Origin of the sequence: Sediminibacterium roseum (genome assembly GCF_009939005.1) — a bacterium.
GTDB classification, from domain to species: Bacteria; Bacteroidota; Bacteroidia; order Chitinophagales; family Chitinophagaceae; genus Sediminibacterium; species Sediminibacterium roseum.
On record NZ_JAACJS010000002.1, the window covers coordinates 722,328 to 735,925 of the forward strand.

General features: G+C 48.1%; 14 protein-coding genes. 4 read left to right on the plus strand and 10 right to left on the minus strand.

The features are described from left to right. Nucleotides 1–37: 37 nt before the first annotated feature. Nucleotides 38–466, minus strand: a complete 429-nt coding sequence (locus tag GWC95_RS03160) for a MarR family winged helix-turn-helix transcriptional regulator (protein WP_161817214.1) — start codon at nt 464–466, stop codon at nt 38–40. Nucleotides 467–592: 126 nt separating this feature from the next. On the opposite strand from GWC95_RS03160, the gene ruvB reads away from it, so the two are divergent. Continuing rightward, nucleotides 593–1,624: a Holliday junction branch migration DNA helicase RuvB gene (gene ruvB, locus GWC95_RS03165; protein ID WP_161817215.1), complete on the plus strand. Its 1,032-nt coding sequence runs from the start codon at nt 593–595 to the stop codon at nt 1,622–1,624. A gap of 129 nt (nt 1,625–1,753) precedes the next feature. Here the strand turns inward: ruvB and GWC95_RS03170 are convergent, their stop codons facing one another. The 6 genes from GWC95_RS03170 to GWC95_RS03195 form a co-directional block, all read right to left on the minus strand. Further along, nucleotides 1,754–2,449 (minus strand): response regulator transcription factor, encoded by a 696-nt coding sequence (locus GWC95_RS03170; protein WP_161817216.1) that lies wholly within the window; start codon nt 2,447–2,449, stop codon nt 1,754–1,756. A 234-nt stretch (nt 2,450–2,683) separates the two neighbouring features. Then, nucleotides 2,684–2,917: a helix-turn-helix domain-containing protein gene (locus GWC95_RS03175; protein WP_161817217.1), complete on the minus strand. Its 234-nt coding sequence runs from the start codon at nt 2,915–2,917 to the stop codon at nt 2,684–2,686. A gap of 1 nt (nt 2,918) precedes the next feature. Continuing rightward, nucleotides 2,919–3,806, minus strand: coding sequence for a DUF2975 domain-containing protein (locus GWC95_RS03180; protein WP_161817218.1), 888 nt, complete (start codon nt 3,804–3,806; stop codon nt 2,919–2,921). Between the two features lie 108 nt (nt 3,807–3,914). Next, on the minus strand, nt 3,915–4,547 hold the full coding sequence (locus GWC95_RS03185) for a DUF2975 domain-containing protein (protein WP_161817219.1): 633 nt from the start codon (nt 4,545–4,547) through the stop codon (nt 3,915–3,917). Between the two features lie 72 nt (nt 4,548–4,619). Further along, nucleotides 4,620–6,521 (minus strand): RecQ family ATP-dependent DNA helicase, encoded by a 1,902-nt coding sequence (locus tag GWC95_RS03190; RefSeq protein ID WP_161817220.1) that lies wholly within the window; start codon nt 6,519–6,521, stop codon nt 4,620–4,622. Between the two features lie 95 nt (nt 6,522–6,616). Further along, nucleotides 6,617–8,770, minus strand: a complete 2,154-nt coding sequence (locus GWC95_RS03195; RefSeq protein ID WP_161817221.1) for a heavy metal translocating P-type ATPase — start codon at nt 8,768–8,770, stop codon at nt 6,617–6,619. Nucleotides 8,771–8,977: 207 nt separating this feature from the next. Here GWC95_RS03195 and tsaE point away from each other — a divergent pair, with 207 nt between their 5' ends. Together tsaE and GWC95_RS03205 are read left to right on the plus strand one after the other, a co-directional pair. Continuing rightward, on the plus strand, nt 8,978–9,385 hold the full coding sequence (gene tsaE / locus GWC95_RS03200) for a tRNA (adenosine(37)-N6)-threonylcarbamoyltransferase complex ATPase subunit type 1 TsaE (RefSeq protein ID WP_161817222.1): 408 nt from the start codon (nt 8,978–8,980) through the stop codon (nt 9,383–9,385). Between the two features lie 81 nt (nt 9,386–9,466). Continuing rightward, a complete protein-coding gene (locus GWC95_RS03205; protein ID WP_161817223.1) occupies nt 9,467–10,678 on the plus strand; it encodes an alanine dehydrogenase in 1,212 nt (403 codons plus the stop codon). A 21-nt stretch (nt 10,679–10,699) separates the two neighbouring features. Here GWC95_RS03205 and GWC95_RS03210 read toward each other — a convergent pair whose 3' ends face one another. Both GWC95_RS03210 and GWC95_RS03215 read right to left on the minus strand, forming a co-directional pair. Next, nucleotides 10,700–11,173 (minus strand): response regulator, encoded by a 474-nt coding sequence (locus tag GWC95_RS03210; protein WP_161817224.1) that lies wholly within the window; start codon nt 11,171–11,173, stop codon nt 10,700–10,702. A gap of 163 nt (nt 11,174–11,336) precedes the next feature. After that, on the minus strand, nt 11,337–11,930 hold the full coding sequence (locus tag GWC95_RS03215) for a biliverdin-producing heme oxygenase (protein ID WP_161817225.1): 594 nt from the start codon (nt 11,928–11,930) through the stop codon (nt 11,337–11,339). Nucleotides 11,931–12,101: 171 nt separating this feature from the next. Here GWC95_RS03215 and GWC95_RS03220 point away from each other — a divergent pair, with 171 nt between their 5' ends. After that, nucleotides 12,102–12,617, plus strand: coding sequence for a pyridoxamine 5'-phosphate oxidase family protein (locus tag GWC95_RS03220; RefSeq protein WP_161817226.1), 516 nt, complete (start codon nt 12,102–12,104; stop codon nt 12,615–12,617). 33 nt (nt 12,618–12,650) lie between these two features. Here GWC95_RS03220 and GWC95_RS03225 read toward each other — a convergent pair whose 3' ends face one another. Next, the gene (locus tag GWC95_RS03225; protein ID WP_161817227.1) at nt 12,651–13,583 is read right to left on the minus strand and encodes a hypothetical protein; all 933 of its coding nucleotides are present in this window, start codon (nt 13,581–13,583) and stop codon (nt 12,651–12,653) included. Nucleotides 13,584–13,598 lie beyond the last annotated feature (15 nt).

A 13,598-nucleotide genomic window follows, 5' to 3' on the forward strand; every position in this document is an offset into this window, starting at 1 on the left:
TTGATATTTGTATATACAAATAATGAGTGAAAAAAAATTATATTTCTATTTTATCCGAAACCTGGTGCATGTTTTTGAGCAACTGCCTGCATTCTTCTTTTCCAAAAATCTTTCCATAGCGTTCGGTTGCTTCGTCAACACATGCTTTCATGGTTGGTTTCAGGTCTTTTGCCTTTTGCGTTGGGTACACATTGGTTTGTTTCCCCTCCGATGCACGGATCACGAGCTTTTTTTCTTCCAATTTCTCCAGCAAACGGGTAATGGTGCTGGGTGTCAGTTGCAGTTGACCGGCAAGCTGCCCGGCCTGTATACCCGGTTCATCCAGCGCAAGCATCAATAAATAGGCGTGGCTCGGCGAAAGACCAACCTTTTTCCAGGTCTCTATCGCGATCTTTTCTACTTTCCTCGCCAGGGCATTGGCGGTGAAATAAAGACAGCCAGCATATTTACTATCGCATGTTTTCATTGACAGAACAAAGGTAATGGGTTTTTGTTTGTATGTACAAATATTTTTTTTGGGGCCGGTGCCGTCTATTGGTGGTTCACTACTTCCAATCGCCCCCGATCAAACAAAACGCTTACTTTTGAGTTCATGCCCAACAGCAATCTCAATACTGATCCCGGAAATTTATCTTCTTCAGACAAGGAGTTTGAGAATACGATACGCCCCAGGGAGATCGACGATTTCTCCGGCCAGCCGCAATTGATCGAGAACCTTAGCATCTTCATCAAGGCCGCCAAGCTCCGTGGAGAGGCATTGGATCATGTGTTGTTTCATGGGCCTCCCGGTCTCGGTAAAACCACGCTCAGCCGTATCGTGGCGAATGAGCTGGGTGTGAACATCAAGGAAACATCGGGCCCGGTAATTGAAAAGCCCGGCGACCTGGCGGGCCTGCTAACGAACCTGCAACCCAACGATGTATTGTTCATCGACGAGATCCATCGCCTGAGCACGGTGGTGGAAGAATACCTGTATGCGGCCATGGAAGATTTCAGGATCGATATCATGATCGATACCGGGCCGAATGCGAGAAGCGTTCAGATCAATCTGAACCCGTTCACCCTGGTGGGTGCCACTACAAGAAGCGGTTTGCTTACGGCGCCGTTGTTGTCGCGCTTTGGCATTAAATCAAGGCTCGAATATTACAATGCCGAGGTTTTGAAAAAGATCATCGAGCGGAGCGCGGCCATCCTTCATACTTCTGTTACCAAAGACGCGGCGTTTGAAATTGCCAGAAGAAGCCGCGGCACACCGCGTATTGCCAACGGTCTCCTTCGCCGCGTGCGCGATTTTGCGCAGGTATTGAACGATGGGCAGATCGATATCGGCATTACCCAACATTCTCTCAAGGCATTGAATGTGGATGAGCACGGACTGGATGAAATGGACAACCGCATCTTATCGGCCATCATCGACAAATTCAAGGGTGGCCCTGTAGGACTTACCACCATCGCCACAGCCGTTGGCGAAGAAGCCGGAACGATCGAAGAAGTATACGAGCCGTTTTTGATACAGGAAGGCTTCCTGCAGCGCACACCACGCGGAAGGGAAGTTACCGCCAAAGCATACGAACACCTGGGAAGAAGCCCTTTCAGGGGAAACGGAACCAATTTGTTTTCGTAAAAGTGAACGGTTGAAAAACAGGAGACGTAAAAAGTCAAACGATTAAGATCGGGTAAACAAAAGGGGTTAAAGATGTAAACACATTCTTTAACCCCATTTAATTTCTTTGATCACGTAACCGGTTGCGGCCTAAGGCGCCACCAGCCTGAACCCGTTGCCATGAATGTTCACGATCTCAATGTTTGGATCGTCTTTCAGGTATTTGCGGAGTTTGGCGATGTATACATCCATACTGCGGCCGTTGAAATAGGTATCGCTGCCCCAGATTTTTTTAAGGGCGCGTTCCCTTGGCAAAAGGTCGTTCTTGTGTTCTGCAAGCATTTTGAGCAGTTCGTTTTCTTTTGGAGAAAGCGTTTGTGTAAGCTCATCGTGTTTCAACTCACGGAGTTTCGGGTTGAAATGATATTTGCCGAGGTCGAACTCAACATTATCGCTAACGCGGTTCTCTTCTTCGTTGCGTTTAAGGATCGCTTTGATCTTCAGCAGGAGTACTTCGCTGTCAAATGGCTTGGTGATGTAATCGTCTGCACCCAGCTTATAACCCTGGATGATGTCTTCTTTCATCGTTTTTGCGCTCAGGAAGAACAGGGGAATATCAGGATCCACATCACGGATCTCTTCGGCCAGTGTAAAACCATCCATGTTAGGCATCATTACATCCAGCAGGCAGATATCAAATTTCTCGCGCTGGAAAGCGGCAAGGCCTAGGCGGCCATCCCTTTCAAGCGTTACGTCGTAGTCGTTCAGTTCTAAATAATTCTTTAATACCATGCCAAGATTTGCGTCGTCTTCGCATAAGAGTATTTTACTTTTTTTGTCTTCCATATATTCTTATTTAACGTGAAATAAAGCCAAAAGAATGCGAATTCACATTGTGTCCGCGCAATCTTTTGTTAAAAAGACCGTGCCAGCCTTTCTATATCCACCTAAGTTACTAAATTATCGCGAAGCACCGATACACAGGAACCGATGACCGATTTTAACGAAGCGACGTTAAACTTTGACCCGGCGCTGAATTGGAAAAAAATCACTGATCTTATCAATGGGATGATGCCGCCCTCACCTGTTAAACAACTTATCATACTCTTCCTCTTCCATATATTCCAATAAATCTCCGGGCTGGCATTGCAGTATTTTACAGATTTCTTCGAGCGTTGAGAAACGGATGGCTTTCGCTTTCCCGCTTTTTAAAATGCTCATGTTGGCGATGGTGATGCCTATGCGGTCGCTGAGCTCTGTGAGACTCATCTTCCGGCGGGCGAGCATAACATCAAGGTTGACTACTATGGGCATATTAAATGGTTAAATCCTGGTCCTGCTGTAATTTATATCCTTTTGCAAAAGCGCTTGCAATGGCGAGTAAGATTGTTCCAAAAAGAAGCAAATTCAGTTGGTTGGTGAATACATCGGAAAAAGAGATCACAAAAGCGTCGGGGATCTTCTTGATAAAGACCAGGCCGACCAGGTAGGGCATCAACAACTGCAGCAATACACATCCTAATGTGGTATAGGCAAGGATCTTGAGCTTCCGGATGTTTCCCCTGGTAAATACATTTCCCGAAGATATATTGATCAACACGATGATGGGCAGCACGATGTAAATATAAATGGCAACGCCTATGGCAATAATCATTATGGCGCCAAAAAATTTGCGCATCACGTCGTAACTGCTTTTTTCGATCGGTATCAAAACCGTTTGCGTGCGGGTAAGGTACGCTACATCAATGGCAGTACTGTCGTTTCGCTTTTTGACCAGGTAATTTTTCCCATCCTGGTAGGCATAGCGGTACGGTGGTGTGAGCGCGTAATTGGGTATGGCGATGAAATAGTTTGGATTCAAATGGCTTTGCCCGTCTCCATAATAATCGTAGTAGTAACTGGAGGTTTGTATCAAGCCTAAAAAACCTGCGCCGATCCTGTAATCCGGCGATAATGTGTTGCGGCTCTTGTTCATCTCCTCAACTTTATCGATGCTGTCGCGTACGATCTTGTATTGGTAATAAGGCAGCGAATCAATATGGGTAGGAACTTCTTTTGGTGCGATCTGATAGGCAGTATCGATTATTACATTATCAGCGATCATTTTATCACGCTGGTAAGCAACCGAAAAAAAACCGATCAGTCCCAACCCAAAAACGATGGTGAGGAACAAGGTTGTGTTGGGTACTATTTTTTTTAACATGACAAACGTTTTTTAATAATGATTATCCGAGCGGCTTCTTTACATTTTTTTATGCTGCGATAGCGACAATTTGATCAGGTCATAAACGGTTTTTCATATCGATTTTTTTTAAACGGTCAGGTCCTGCTCTTCCTGCAGTTTTACACCGCGTTTGTAAATAGAAGCGAATGCCAGTAATACAAGCGCGAAATTCGACTCTACTATCATGAGGATCGGGAAGGAGTGAATGCTTGTAAATGCCCGGTCCGTGCGCCCTTCAACGAGTTCGGGGATCAGTACGATATCGCGGTACATAACCAGCAGGGCATGCGCCATTATCAGGTACCCAAGCCACCGCAATGCATCGGAAATATCGCGCCTGAAAAGATTGTTCTGCTGGAGTTTTGGTATGACCAGCACAATGATGAGGCTGATCACAAAAAGAAAGAACAGCGAAACCAGGTCGATGCCATCCGCGGGATCGGTCAACAGGATGCGTTCAAAAGGGTCGGGATGCTGGATCGTAAGTTCATGACTGTAGTAAACAACCGCCTTTCCGTAGAAAGCCTTTGTTTTTCTTTCAACACTGTCTTTCGCAAAAGGTTTTACCGGGATGGTGATCAGATCGCTGTTCGAGAAGCCAATGACGATAAACAACAAACTAAAAAGCATCATCCCCAAAAAACTACGCCTGATCCTGGGCAAAAGCGGGAAACTTTGCGCAAGCGCAGCGGACACGGAGCGGAACAGGTTTGGCTTCATATTGCAATAAATATACCGCAATAGTATAAATATTTATTGATAAACGATAAATATTTATTTAAAAGGATTTATTTATGAAGATGGATTTGACACAAGTCCCTGTTCGTCAATCGTTATCAACTGTTCGGACTGCAGGTGATCCAGTACCGACCAGATCTTTTCCTTGTTGAATTTATTGAGTTGATCCAATAAAGTTGTCAATCGTATCGGCGCCGCATTGCTGATGTGTTTTTGAATGGCCTCAAACTCTTCACTGCTCAAGGCCTTTCTTTTTTTTGCCAGGCAATTATCGCACACGCCGCATTCTTTTGAGGCGCTGTCTCCAAAATAAGAAGCGATGTAAAGGCTGCGGCATTGGTTTTCAAGTTTAATATAGCTGAGCATGGTTTCAACACGCTCCGTATACAATTTCTTACGCAACAGGTAACGGTCCTGGTTGATCTGTAAATATTGTGCAGACGCGCGGTTGAGCAGGTAGTGAATTTGTGGCGTGTCTTTCTGCGGCAGGTATTCGATGATGCCATAGGAGCGCATCAGGAGCAATTGTTCATGAACTTCTTCCATCGTAAGGCGGCACAACCTCGCCAGTTGTTTTTCATGAACCGATACGCGGTTGTCGAGAATGCCTGCATAGGTGCGCAGCAAACATTTGATCAGCGGTTCGGTATGCGGATAGCTGTCTTCAAAAAGCTGCAGTGATTCTTTGGACGCAGTAAAGTTTACCTGCGATGGCAGGAAGATGTTTTCTGAGAATGTGATGTGCCCTTCCTGTTCCAATACTTTCAGCGTATTCACCACAAGCATCCCATCCAGTTTAAAATTTTTGATGAAGGTCATCAGGTCAAAATCATAATACTGCCCTTCTCCAATACCCACCGGCACCTGCAGATAATCCGCCAGCGCCTGGTAGATCTTTTTGATCTCGCTGATGGGCGGAAAACGCTTGTCGGGCATGGCGGCCAGCGCCTGCAGGTTTTCTTCCTGGTATACGAGAACGGCGTAAGATTTTTTCCCGTCCCTGCCCGCGCGGCCCGCTTCCTGGTAATAGTTCTCGAGGCATTCCGGTATATCAAAATGGATCACACTGCGCACATCGGGCTTATCGATGCCCATTCCGAATGCATTGGTACAAACCATTACCCGTACTTCGCTGTTGATCCATGCATGTTGTTTCGCGTTACGGATCTCCTGTGGCAAACCTGCGTGGTAATAGTCGGCGGGTATGTTCTGCAACGTCAACAGGTGCGCAAGTTCTTTGGTTTGCCGCCTGCTGCTGCAATATACAATGCTGCTGCCCGGTATTTTGGTGAGCACTTCTATTACCTTGTTCACTTTGCTGTCTACCTTAAAACAACTGTATGAAATATTCGGCCGCTCGAACGATTGCCTGAACACATTGCCCTGCGTGAACTTTAATTTTTGGGTGATGTCTTCCTGCACCACCGGCGTTGCCGATGCTGTGAGTGCGATCATCGTTACATCCGGCAGCTCGTTGCGGAGGGCGGCGATGCGGAGGTAGGGCGGACGAAAATCGTATCCCCATTGCGATACGCAATGCGCCTCGTCAACCACCAACAAACCTACATTCAGCGCAGGCAGATATTCTTTGAAGAGATTTGTTTCCAGTCGCTCGGGCGACAGGTACATGAATTTGAAATCCCCATGCGTTGCCTGTTGCAGGATCTGTTTTACCTCATAGAAACTCAACCCGCTGTGCAGCGCCACTGCCGGAATGCCTTTTTGCAGGAGGCTCTCTACCTGGTCGCGCATCAGTGCAATAAGCGGGCTGATAACCAGGCACAGCCCATCGGTCAATAACCCCGGCACCTGGAAGCAGATCGATTTTCCACCACCGGTGGGTAGCAGGGCAAGCGTATCGTTCCCGTTCAATACAGAATGGATGATGTCTTCCTGCATGGGGCGGAAGCTGTCGTGTTTCCAATAGTATTTCAGTATCGATTGGGGTGATTCCATCGCGTTGTGAAAGTACGCCGTAATGGCGATTGTTGTGAGCGTAATAATACGTGGTATGGATCAGCTGGTGATGTTCAACCGGCCTGCACAAGCCACTAATACACTTTTTTGAAATTCAGCCGTACGGAGTTGATGGCGAGCACAACATCGCTCAGTCCCATCACCAGTGCCCCAAAGGTTGGGTTCAATAATCCAAATGCTGCAATGGGGATCGCGACCACGTTGTATGCGAATGCCCAGAACAGGTTTTGTTTAATGGTGATGTAGGTATGTTTTCCCAGCCCGAGCGACAATGGCAGGTTCTTTAAACCATGGTTCATCAAAACAACCTGCGCGCTTTGCATGGCAATCTGCGAGGCATCGCTCAGCGAGATACCCACCGTTGCTTTTGCAAGGGCGGGTGCATCGTTGATGCCGTCGCCCACCATGGCGGTGGGGGCCTCCTGGTTCAGCGCGGTGATCTTTTCGAGTTTTTGTTGTGGCGATTGTTCTGCGTAAATATCGTCGATACCACAGGCCTGCGCTACCTGCTCGCATTTCTCCCTTCGGTCGCCGCTGAGCAGGATTGTTTTGATGTTTTTCTGTTTCAGCAAACGCACCACTTCTTTTGCTTCGGGCCTGATCTCGTCTGCCACATCTATCCATCCCAGCAATGCATTATTGCGGATGATGTAGATATTGTGCGTGGCATCGGTTGTAAGATGCGAGGCCGTTTTGTAAGAGCCCGCCGTATATTCATTGCCTTCTTTGTCTGTGGCACGCATGCCCAGCCCTTTCACCTCTTCGATCTTTGCCCAGCGGATCTCGTCCTTTGTCTTCCATTCCCCCGCAATTGCTTTGGCAATAGGATGGGAGGAGTATTTTTCCAGGGAGAAGGCGATGGATCTGAATGCGGCAAGCTGTCTGTCGCCGTTTGCAGGGTCTGTATCCTCAACCTGGTTGCCCAGGATCTTACTTCCCGCTATGCGGAATGCGCCTGTGGTAAGCGTTCCTGTTTTGTCGAACACCACCTGTTTGATGCTGTTGAACGATTCGAGGCTCTTTGCATTTTTAAAAAGAACGCCGTTACGCGCCGCGCGGCCGAGTCCTACGGCAATGGCCGCGGGGGTTGCAAGTCCCATGGCACACGGGCATGCGATCACCAATACGGCGATCGACCGCAACAAGCTATTGCTGAAAGATTGATCTGCGGCAAAATAATTCAGCAGGAAAACAACCAATGCGATGCTGATCACTGCAGGAACAAAAATGGCGCTGATCTTGTCGGCCAATTGCTGAACGGGCGGTTTTTCTGTTTGTGCATCCCGCACCAGCTTCAGGATGTTGGCCAGAACGGTGTCTTCGCCAACTGCGGTAACATATGCTTTCACGGTGCCGTTTTCGAGGATGCTTCCGCCGATGAGTTTGTCGTTCATCTTTTTTTCAAGCGGCGCGCTCTCGCCGCTGATGATCGCTTCGTTCACACTGGCCTCGCCCCATAAAACCTTACAATCCATCGGAACGGTTTCGCCACTGTTGATCAACAGGAGGTCTCCTACTTTCAGCGTCTTGCTTTCTACCGGGAAAACATGTTCTGCATGGTTTTCGTCATATGCGATCATGTTTGCCATCGATACCTGGCTCACCGCGAGTTTGCGCAGTGCGGATTGGGTGGTTTCAACCGACTTGTCTTCCATCCAGTTGCCCAGGAAAACAAGTGTGAGAATGGTGGCCGTGGTTTCATAAAACATATACTGCGCGGCTTGTGCAGTAAGGGTTCCGTATAAACTGTATGCAAGGGAAGCGATCGCACCGAGGGCGATCAGTACATTCATGTTGGGAATGCCTTTGAGAATGCTGTTGATGGCGCTGCGCCCGAAGAAATCCATCCCTACGATAAAAACAGGGATCGTGAGCGCGAGCTGCACATAAGGATCCATCAGGAAATGAATGTGAATGCCCGGTATCATGTGCAGCATCAATGGCGCGGTAAAGACAAGGCAGAAGACAAAACGTTGAAAATGGTTTTTGAACAGTCGTTTGTCTTTTTTTATTTCAGATGGATCGCCGCTCACAACCTGGTAACCCAACTGCGCAATGCCTTTGGCGAGCTCCTGTTTAGAAACATCGGGCGCCATGCCAAAACTAACATCGCCGCCAATGAAGTTAACTTTTACATCCTGTGCCCCCTTGCCGCGGAGAAATTTATCTACCGTTAGGGCGCAATTGGTACAGCTCATGCCGGTTACTTTCCAGTCTACTCGTTCCAATGTATTTTAATTTTTAATTTTTGATGATTGAGGATTGATGGGTATTACTTCCCTTCCTTGCAAAGTTACCGCGCGTCGTTTCCGGGCGGTTTTCGAATTGCGATCAATAAATACAACACTGTGTCATTGTTGGCCGGTATAATTACAACGTTGTGGCAATGTTTTGGTTCATTCCGGCAGATCCGTTACAATTGCTAATTTTGCCTCATGGATGCAACTTTCACACTCGACCAACTCAAACCCACCGCCATCGCGCTTTGGAACGAAGGCAAGAGCCACAAGGTATGGGCTTTTCATGCTGCAATGGGAACGGGTAAGACCACTTTCATTCATGCACTCTGCGAGTCGCTGGGCGTGCGCTCTGCCATCAGCAGTCCAACCTTTGCCATCATCAATGAATATACAAGTCCGGAAGCGGGCACCATCTTTCATATGGACTGGTACCGTCTCAAGAACGAGGAAGAGGGTGTGAATGCGGGCGTTGAAGACAGCCTTCAAAGCAATGCCTACTGCCTGGTGGAATGGCCCGAAAATGCCCCCGGTCTTTTGCCGGATGATGCTTTTCATGTATACCTGGAGGTGGTAGATGAAAAGACAAGGAGGGTGAGGAGTTAAGGGTTGGGTAGCGAACCCGGTTTTTTTTAAAAACACTGTTAACACCCCGTTCCAGACTCCAAACTTCACTAATTTTGCCGCATGGCTACAAAACCGTCTATCAGTCCGTCTTTCACTTACGAAACGCTTGAGGAGACCCTCGATGTAAAACCGAAGGGTGAGAAGCTGAACATCGGTATCCCCAAAGAGATCGCGTTCCAGGAAAACCGTATTGCGCTTACGCCGGATGCGGTGGGTGTATTGGTGGCCAATGGCAACCAGGTAGCGGTGGAACACAATGCGGGCGAGGGCAGCCATTTTTCCGATAAAGATTATTCAGAGGCGGGTGCGCGTATTGTTTACGAGCGCGACGAGATTTTCAAATGCCCGATCCTTGTGAAGAGCGCGCCGCCGGTTGAAGAAGATATGCCGCTGCTGCAGATGAACCAGACCATTGTGTCGCCCATTCACCTGTCTGCGCTCAAAAAAGAATACATCGAGAAGATGATGGAGAAACGCATTACGGCGTTGAGTTTTGAGAATTTCAAAGATGGGAGCGGCACGTACCCGATCGTTCGCAGCATGAGCGAGATCGCCGGTAGTGCGGTGATGCTGATCGCGGGCCAGTACCTCAGCAGCTTTAACAAAGGCAAGGGCGTATTGCTTGGCGGCATCAGCGGTATCCCGCCCACCAAAGTAGTGATCATAGGTGCGGGCATTGTGGGCGAGTTTGCCACACGCAATGCACTTGCATTGGGCGCTTCGGTGAAGGTGTTCGACAACAATGTATACCGGCTGAAGCAACTGCAGAATAACCTGGGGCAGCGCATCTGGACCAGCGTTCTTGAACCGCGTATCCTGTCGAAGCAATTGAAAACATGCGAGGTGGCCGTGGGTTGTTTGAGCAATGAGTATGGCCGTGCGCCTGTTGTGGTAACAGAAGAGATGGTAGAGGCCATGCGGCCGGGAAGCATCATCATTGATGTGGCGATAGACCGCGGCGGTTGTTTTGAAACGAGCGAGCTTACCAGTTACGAAGAGCCAACATTTGTAAAACACGATGTGATCCATTACTGTGTACCCAATATACCAAGCGGCTTTGCACGCACGGCGAGCCAGGCCATCAGCAATGTGTTGATGCCATTGGTACTCGACATTAGCGATGAAGGTGGTATCGAGGAAATGGTGTGGCACAATTTCAACCTGCGCGAGGGCATCTATATGTTCAAGGGTGCGCTCACCGATTTCTACATCAGCCAGCGCTTTGATCTCAAGTATACCGATCTGAATCTACTGATCGCCAGCAGGCGCTGAGAAAACAACCGTTAGAACCCGTTAGTCTTTCAGCCTGAAAGTAAAGTCGTCAAACGAAACAGGAAGCCCGAACTGCGAAGCATTTTCCGTGATATAACGCAGCGTTGCCATCAACTCATGGAAATCCGATGGTTTTCTAACGAACAGCGCCGCGTTGAGCCGGTGTGTTTCTTTGATCACCTCTTCATTGCCGGCCGTTGTAAATACAATCACCTTTAAATTTCTCCCAGGTATTGTTTCTTTCAGAGATGCAAGTGTTTCAAGCCCGTTTTTTTGTGGCATGTTCAGATCGAGAAAGATAAGATCTGGTTCTTCCTCTTTGTGCGCCAACGCATGCTCAAGGGCAATTCCATTTTCAAATTCGTCGAGCTGAAAAGGAAGGCCAAGCTCCTGCAGGGCGGCCCTGAACAGGTACCTGTCGTCCGCATCATCGTCGGCATAAAATATTTTTATTGTGTTGGCCACGCCTTTGTTGTAGGCGATAAATGTATTCAAAAAATAAATTCACTTTCCACGGCCCACAATATTTTAACTACCGCAAACGGTTGCGGTAGTTAAAATGTGTTCATGAAAATGATGTGTTAAGATTTTCCCGGGAGCGTGAAATGGAGAAGAACGGAAATAAAGGGAAACATAATTTGTTTTCCTGTCCCACATCTTACTTAAGCGATTCGTCTGTCATCAACTGATCAAGCAACCGGTAGGTTCTCAATGCCCCGTCTATGATGATCTCCTTTTTGTCGTTGTTTTCCGCGATGGCCGCAAAATTTTTGAGGAAGCGCTGCCACATGGCGTCTGAACGGTCGCCGTGCATAACAAAATAACTGATCTTGTCGGCCGTTTTTTCGCCGAGCGCGGCTTTGAGGTGTTCCTGCACCAGGTGTCCGCCAAGGGTAGAACTTTCCAGCACATACAAAGCGCCGAGTGCGGCATATGCGTCAGGATACATCGACCTGAAATAAGCTTCCGGTAGTACTTCAAAAGAAGTGGTATCTACTTTTAATTTCTGCAGGTCGTTTTCAATCGCGGAAGTTTTTTTTCTTTCCTGCAGATCGGGCACAAGATCTTTGAGTTCAGGAAAAATATAATTCTCAAAACCAGCAATAAAACCATACAGCGCCGAAAGGTATTTTTTATAGTAGTCTTCCGTTACGTCTTTTCCCATCAGGTGCACAGACAAAATATTTTGTCCGAACCGGGCGCGCCAGTCTGCCGTTCTTTCCAGTAATTCTTCGATAAATGGATTTGTCATATACATACTTTACCTAAAATGTAGAAAAAAGCATACCGCTGCCTGTGGAATAAATTATACATGCGTTTCCTGTGTTTAGCGAAGGGTATTGCTAATACAGCATTCTTTTAAACAACAACGGTTCATATGCTGAGGGCACGCCAATTGTGGGTGTATGTTAAAATCAATGTTATGGGAGATGTTAAAAACCTGGTAAGTACAGAAGCGATCGAAAAGATCAGGGAACTGGCGAAGAATGCAGACATCTGCATGTTTACCACTTCGCTTTCGCAATTGCCGTTAACGGCGCGGCCAATGAGTACGGTTGATATTGATGCCGAAGGAAACATATGGTTCATCAGCATGCGCTCAAGCGCGAAGAACCGGGAAGTGACGGCAGACAAACGGGTTCAGCTTTTTTATGCATCGCGCAACAGCAACGAGTACCTGAGCGTGTATGGTGAAGCGGAAGTGGTTATAGACAAGGAATTGTTTAAGGAGAAATGGGTGCCTGAAGCAAAAGCGTGGATGGAGAAGGGAACAGACGATCCCGAAATGAGCCTTATCAAGGTAACGCCCGTGGATTCTTATTATTGGGATACCAAACACAACAAACTTGTTGCCCTTGCAAAAATGGCAACCGCCATCATTACCGGAACAAAAGCCGAAGACGACGACGGCGTGCAGGGGAAAGCGATCATTTCCTGAGCAGGTTCAGCGCATGGAAGAGTGCCTTGTAATTTAGGGCCGCTTTACCGGTGCCAGCTTGCCGCTGCTGTCTTCAACATGCAGCAATGAGGTATCGAGCCCATCAAGAAATATAACGGCATGCAGGGACGAAAACTTTGTGGCATCCTGTTGCCATGACCAGGCTTGTTTTCCTTCCGGGGTAAACTCAAGCAGTTGTGTTCCGCTGTTGCCGAAGCCTGCGCCATGGCCCTGCCAGTTGATCACGGCGTAGTTTCCATTGGGAAGTATTTGCAGGCCGGCGAAAAAATTGGGTTTAGCAGCAGGCGGGGCGGTTATCGTGCGAAGCAGGTTGCCGTCTTTGCCAAAGAACTGCAGGCTGACTGCATAACCGGTGCTTACAACCGTTTCACCGTTTGCCAGTCGAATGGCCTGCCAGGCATGTGGCTTGTCTTTATTGGCAATCTTTGCCTGCCAGGTGATGTTACCCGAAGCATCGCCTTCAAACACGATTTCATCGGCGGTAACGAGAAATGTATTGGACGCTGTTTCGCGGATCAACCTGACATAACCAAAACCCGGGTAAACAATTTTGCGCTGCACTTCACCCGAAGGGTTTACCTCTACCAGCACAATGCCTTGTTTTTCCTGCCAGTTGGCGCCAACGAGCATGGTATTGCCATTCTTTAACCTCCGTGCAGAAACGGTTCCGGGAAAGCTGGTAAGCTCCGACACTTTCTTTCCCGTTGCAATATCGTGTTCCTCGTAACCATTGCCTGTGCCCACGAGTACGCGGCCGTTGCCAACAAGCTGTATATCGCGCCCCGCAGGAATGGGGGTGTACCAATTTTTTTCGGGATGCGCCTCGTCTATAAAAGCGAGTTGTGAAATGCCTTCATCGCGCAGTAAAAAATGCCGTTGGGTGTTTTGACCCAGCACTGCGGATGCGGATAACAGGAACAGGGCGATGGACAGGAGCGTTTTCATTGCGGGCCGTTTGGT

Excerpts from the sequence above, each read along its gene's own strand:
- tsaE (WP_161817222.1), top strand. The coding sequence starts at position 8,978 with ATGGATGCAACTTTCACACTCGACCAACTCAAACCCACCGCCATCGCG.
- GWC95_RS03170 (WP_161817216.1), bottom strand. The coding sequence starts at position 2,449 with ATGGAAGACAAAAAAAGTAAAATACTCTTATGCGAAGACGACGCAAAT.
- GWC95_RS03215 (WP_161817225.1), bottom strand. The coding sequence starts at position 11,930 with ATGACAAATCCATTTATCGAAGAATTACTGGAAAGAACGGCAGACTGG.
- ruvB (WP_161817215.1), top strand. The coding sequence starts at position 593 with ATGCCCAACAGCAATCTCAATACTGATCCCGGAAATTTATCTTCTTCA.
- GWC95_RS03220 (WP_161817226.1), top strand. The coding sequence starts at position 12,102 with ATGGGAGATGTTAAAAACCTGGTAAGTACAGAAGCGATCGAAAAGATC.
- GWC95_RS03175 (WP_161817217.1), bottom strand. The coding sequence starts at position 2,917 with ATGCCCATAGTAGTCAACCTTGATGTTATGCTCGCCCGCCGGAAGATG.
- GWC95_RS03225 (WP_161817227.1), bottom strand. The coding sequence starts at position 13,583 with ATGAAAACGCTCCTGTCCATCGCCCTGTTCCTGTTATCCGCATCCGCA.
- GWC95_RS03160 (WP_161817214.1), bottom strand. The coding sequence starts at position 466 with ATGAAAACATGCGATAGTAAATATGCTGGCTGTCTTTATTTCACCGCC.
- GWC95_RS03185 (WP_161817219.1), bottom strand. The coding sequence starts at position 4,547 with ATGAAGCCAAACCTGTTCCGCTCCGTGTCCGCTGCGCTTGCGCAAAGT.
- GWC95_RS03205 (WP_161817223.1), top strand. The coding sequence starts at position 9,467 with ATGGCTACAAAACCGTCTATCAGTCCGTCTTTCACTTACGAAACGCTT.
- GWC95_RS03180 (WP_161817218.1), bottom strand. The coding sequence starts at position 3,806 with ATGTTAAAAAAAATAGTACCCAACACAACCTTGTTCCTCACCATCGTT.
- GWC95_RS03190 (WP_161817220.1), bottom strand. The coding sequence starts at position 6,521 with ATGGAATCACCCCAATCGATACTGAAATACTATTGGAAACACGACAGC.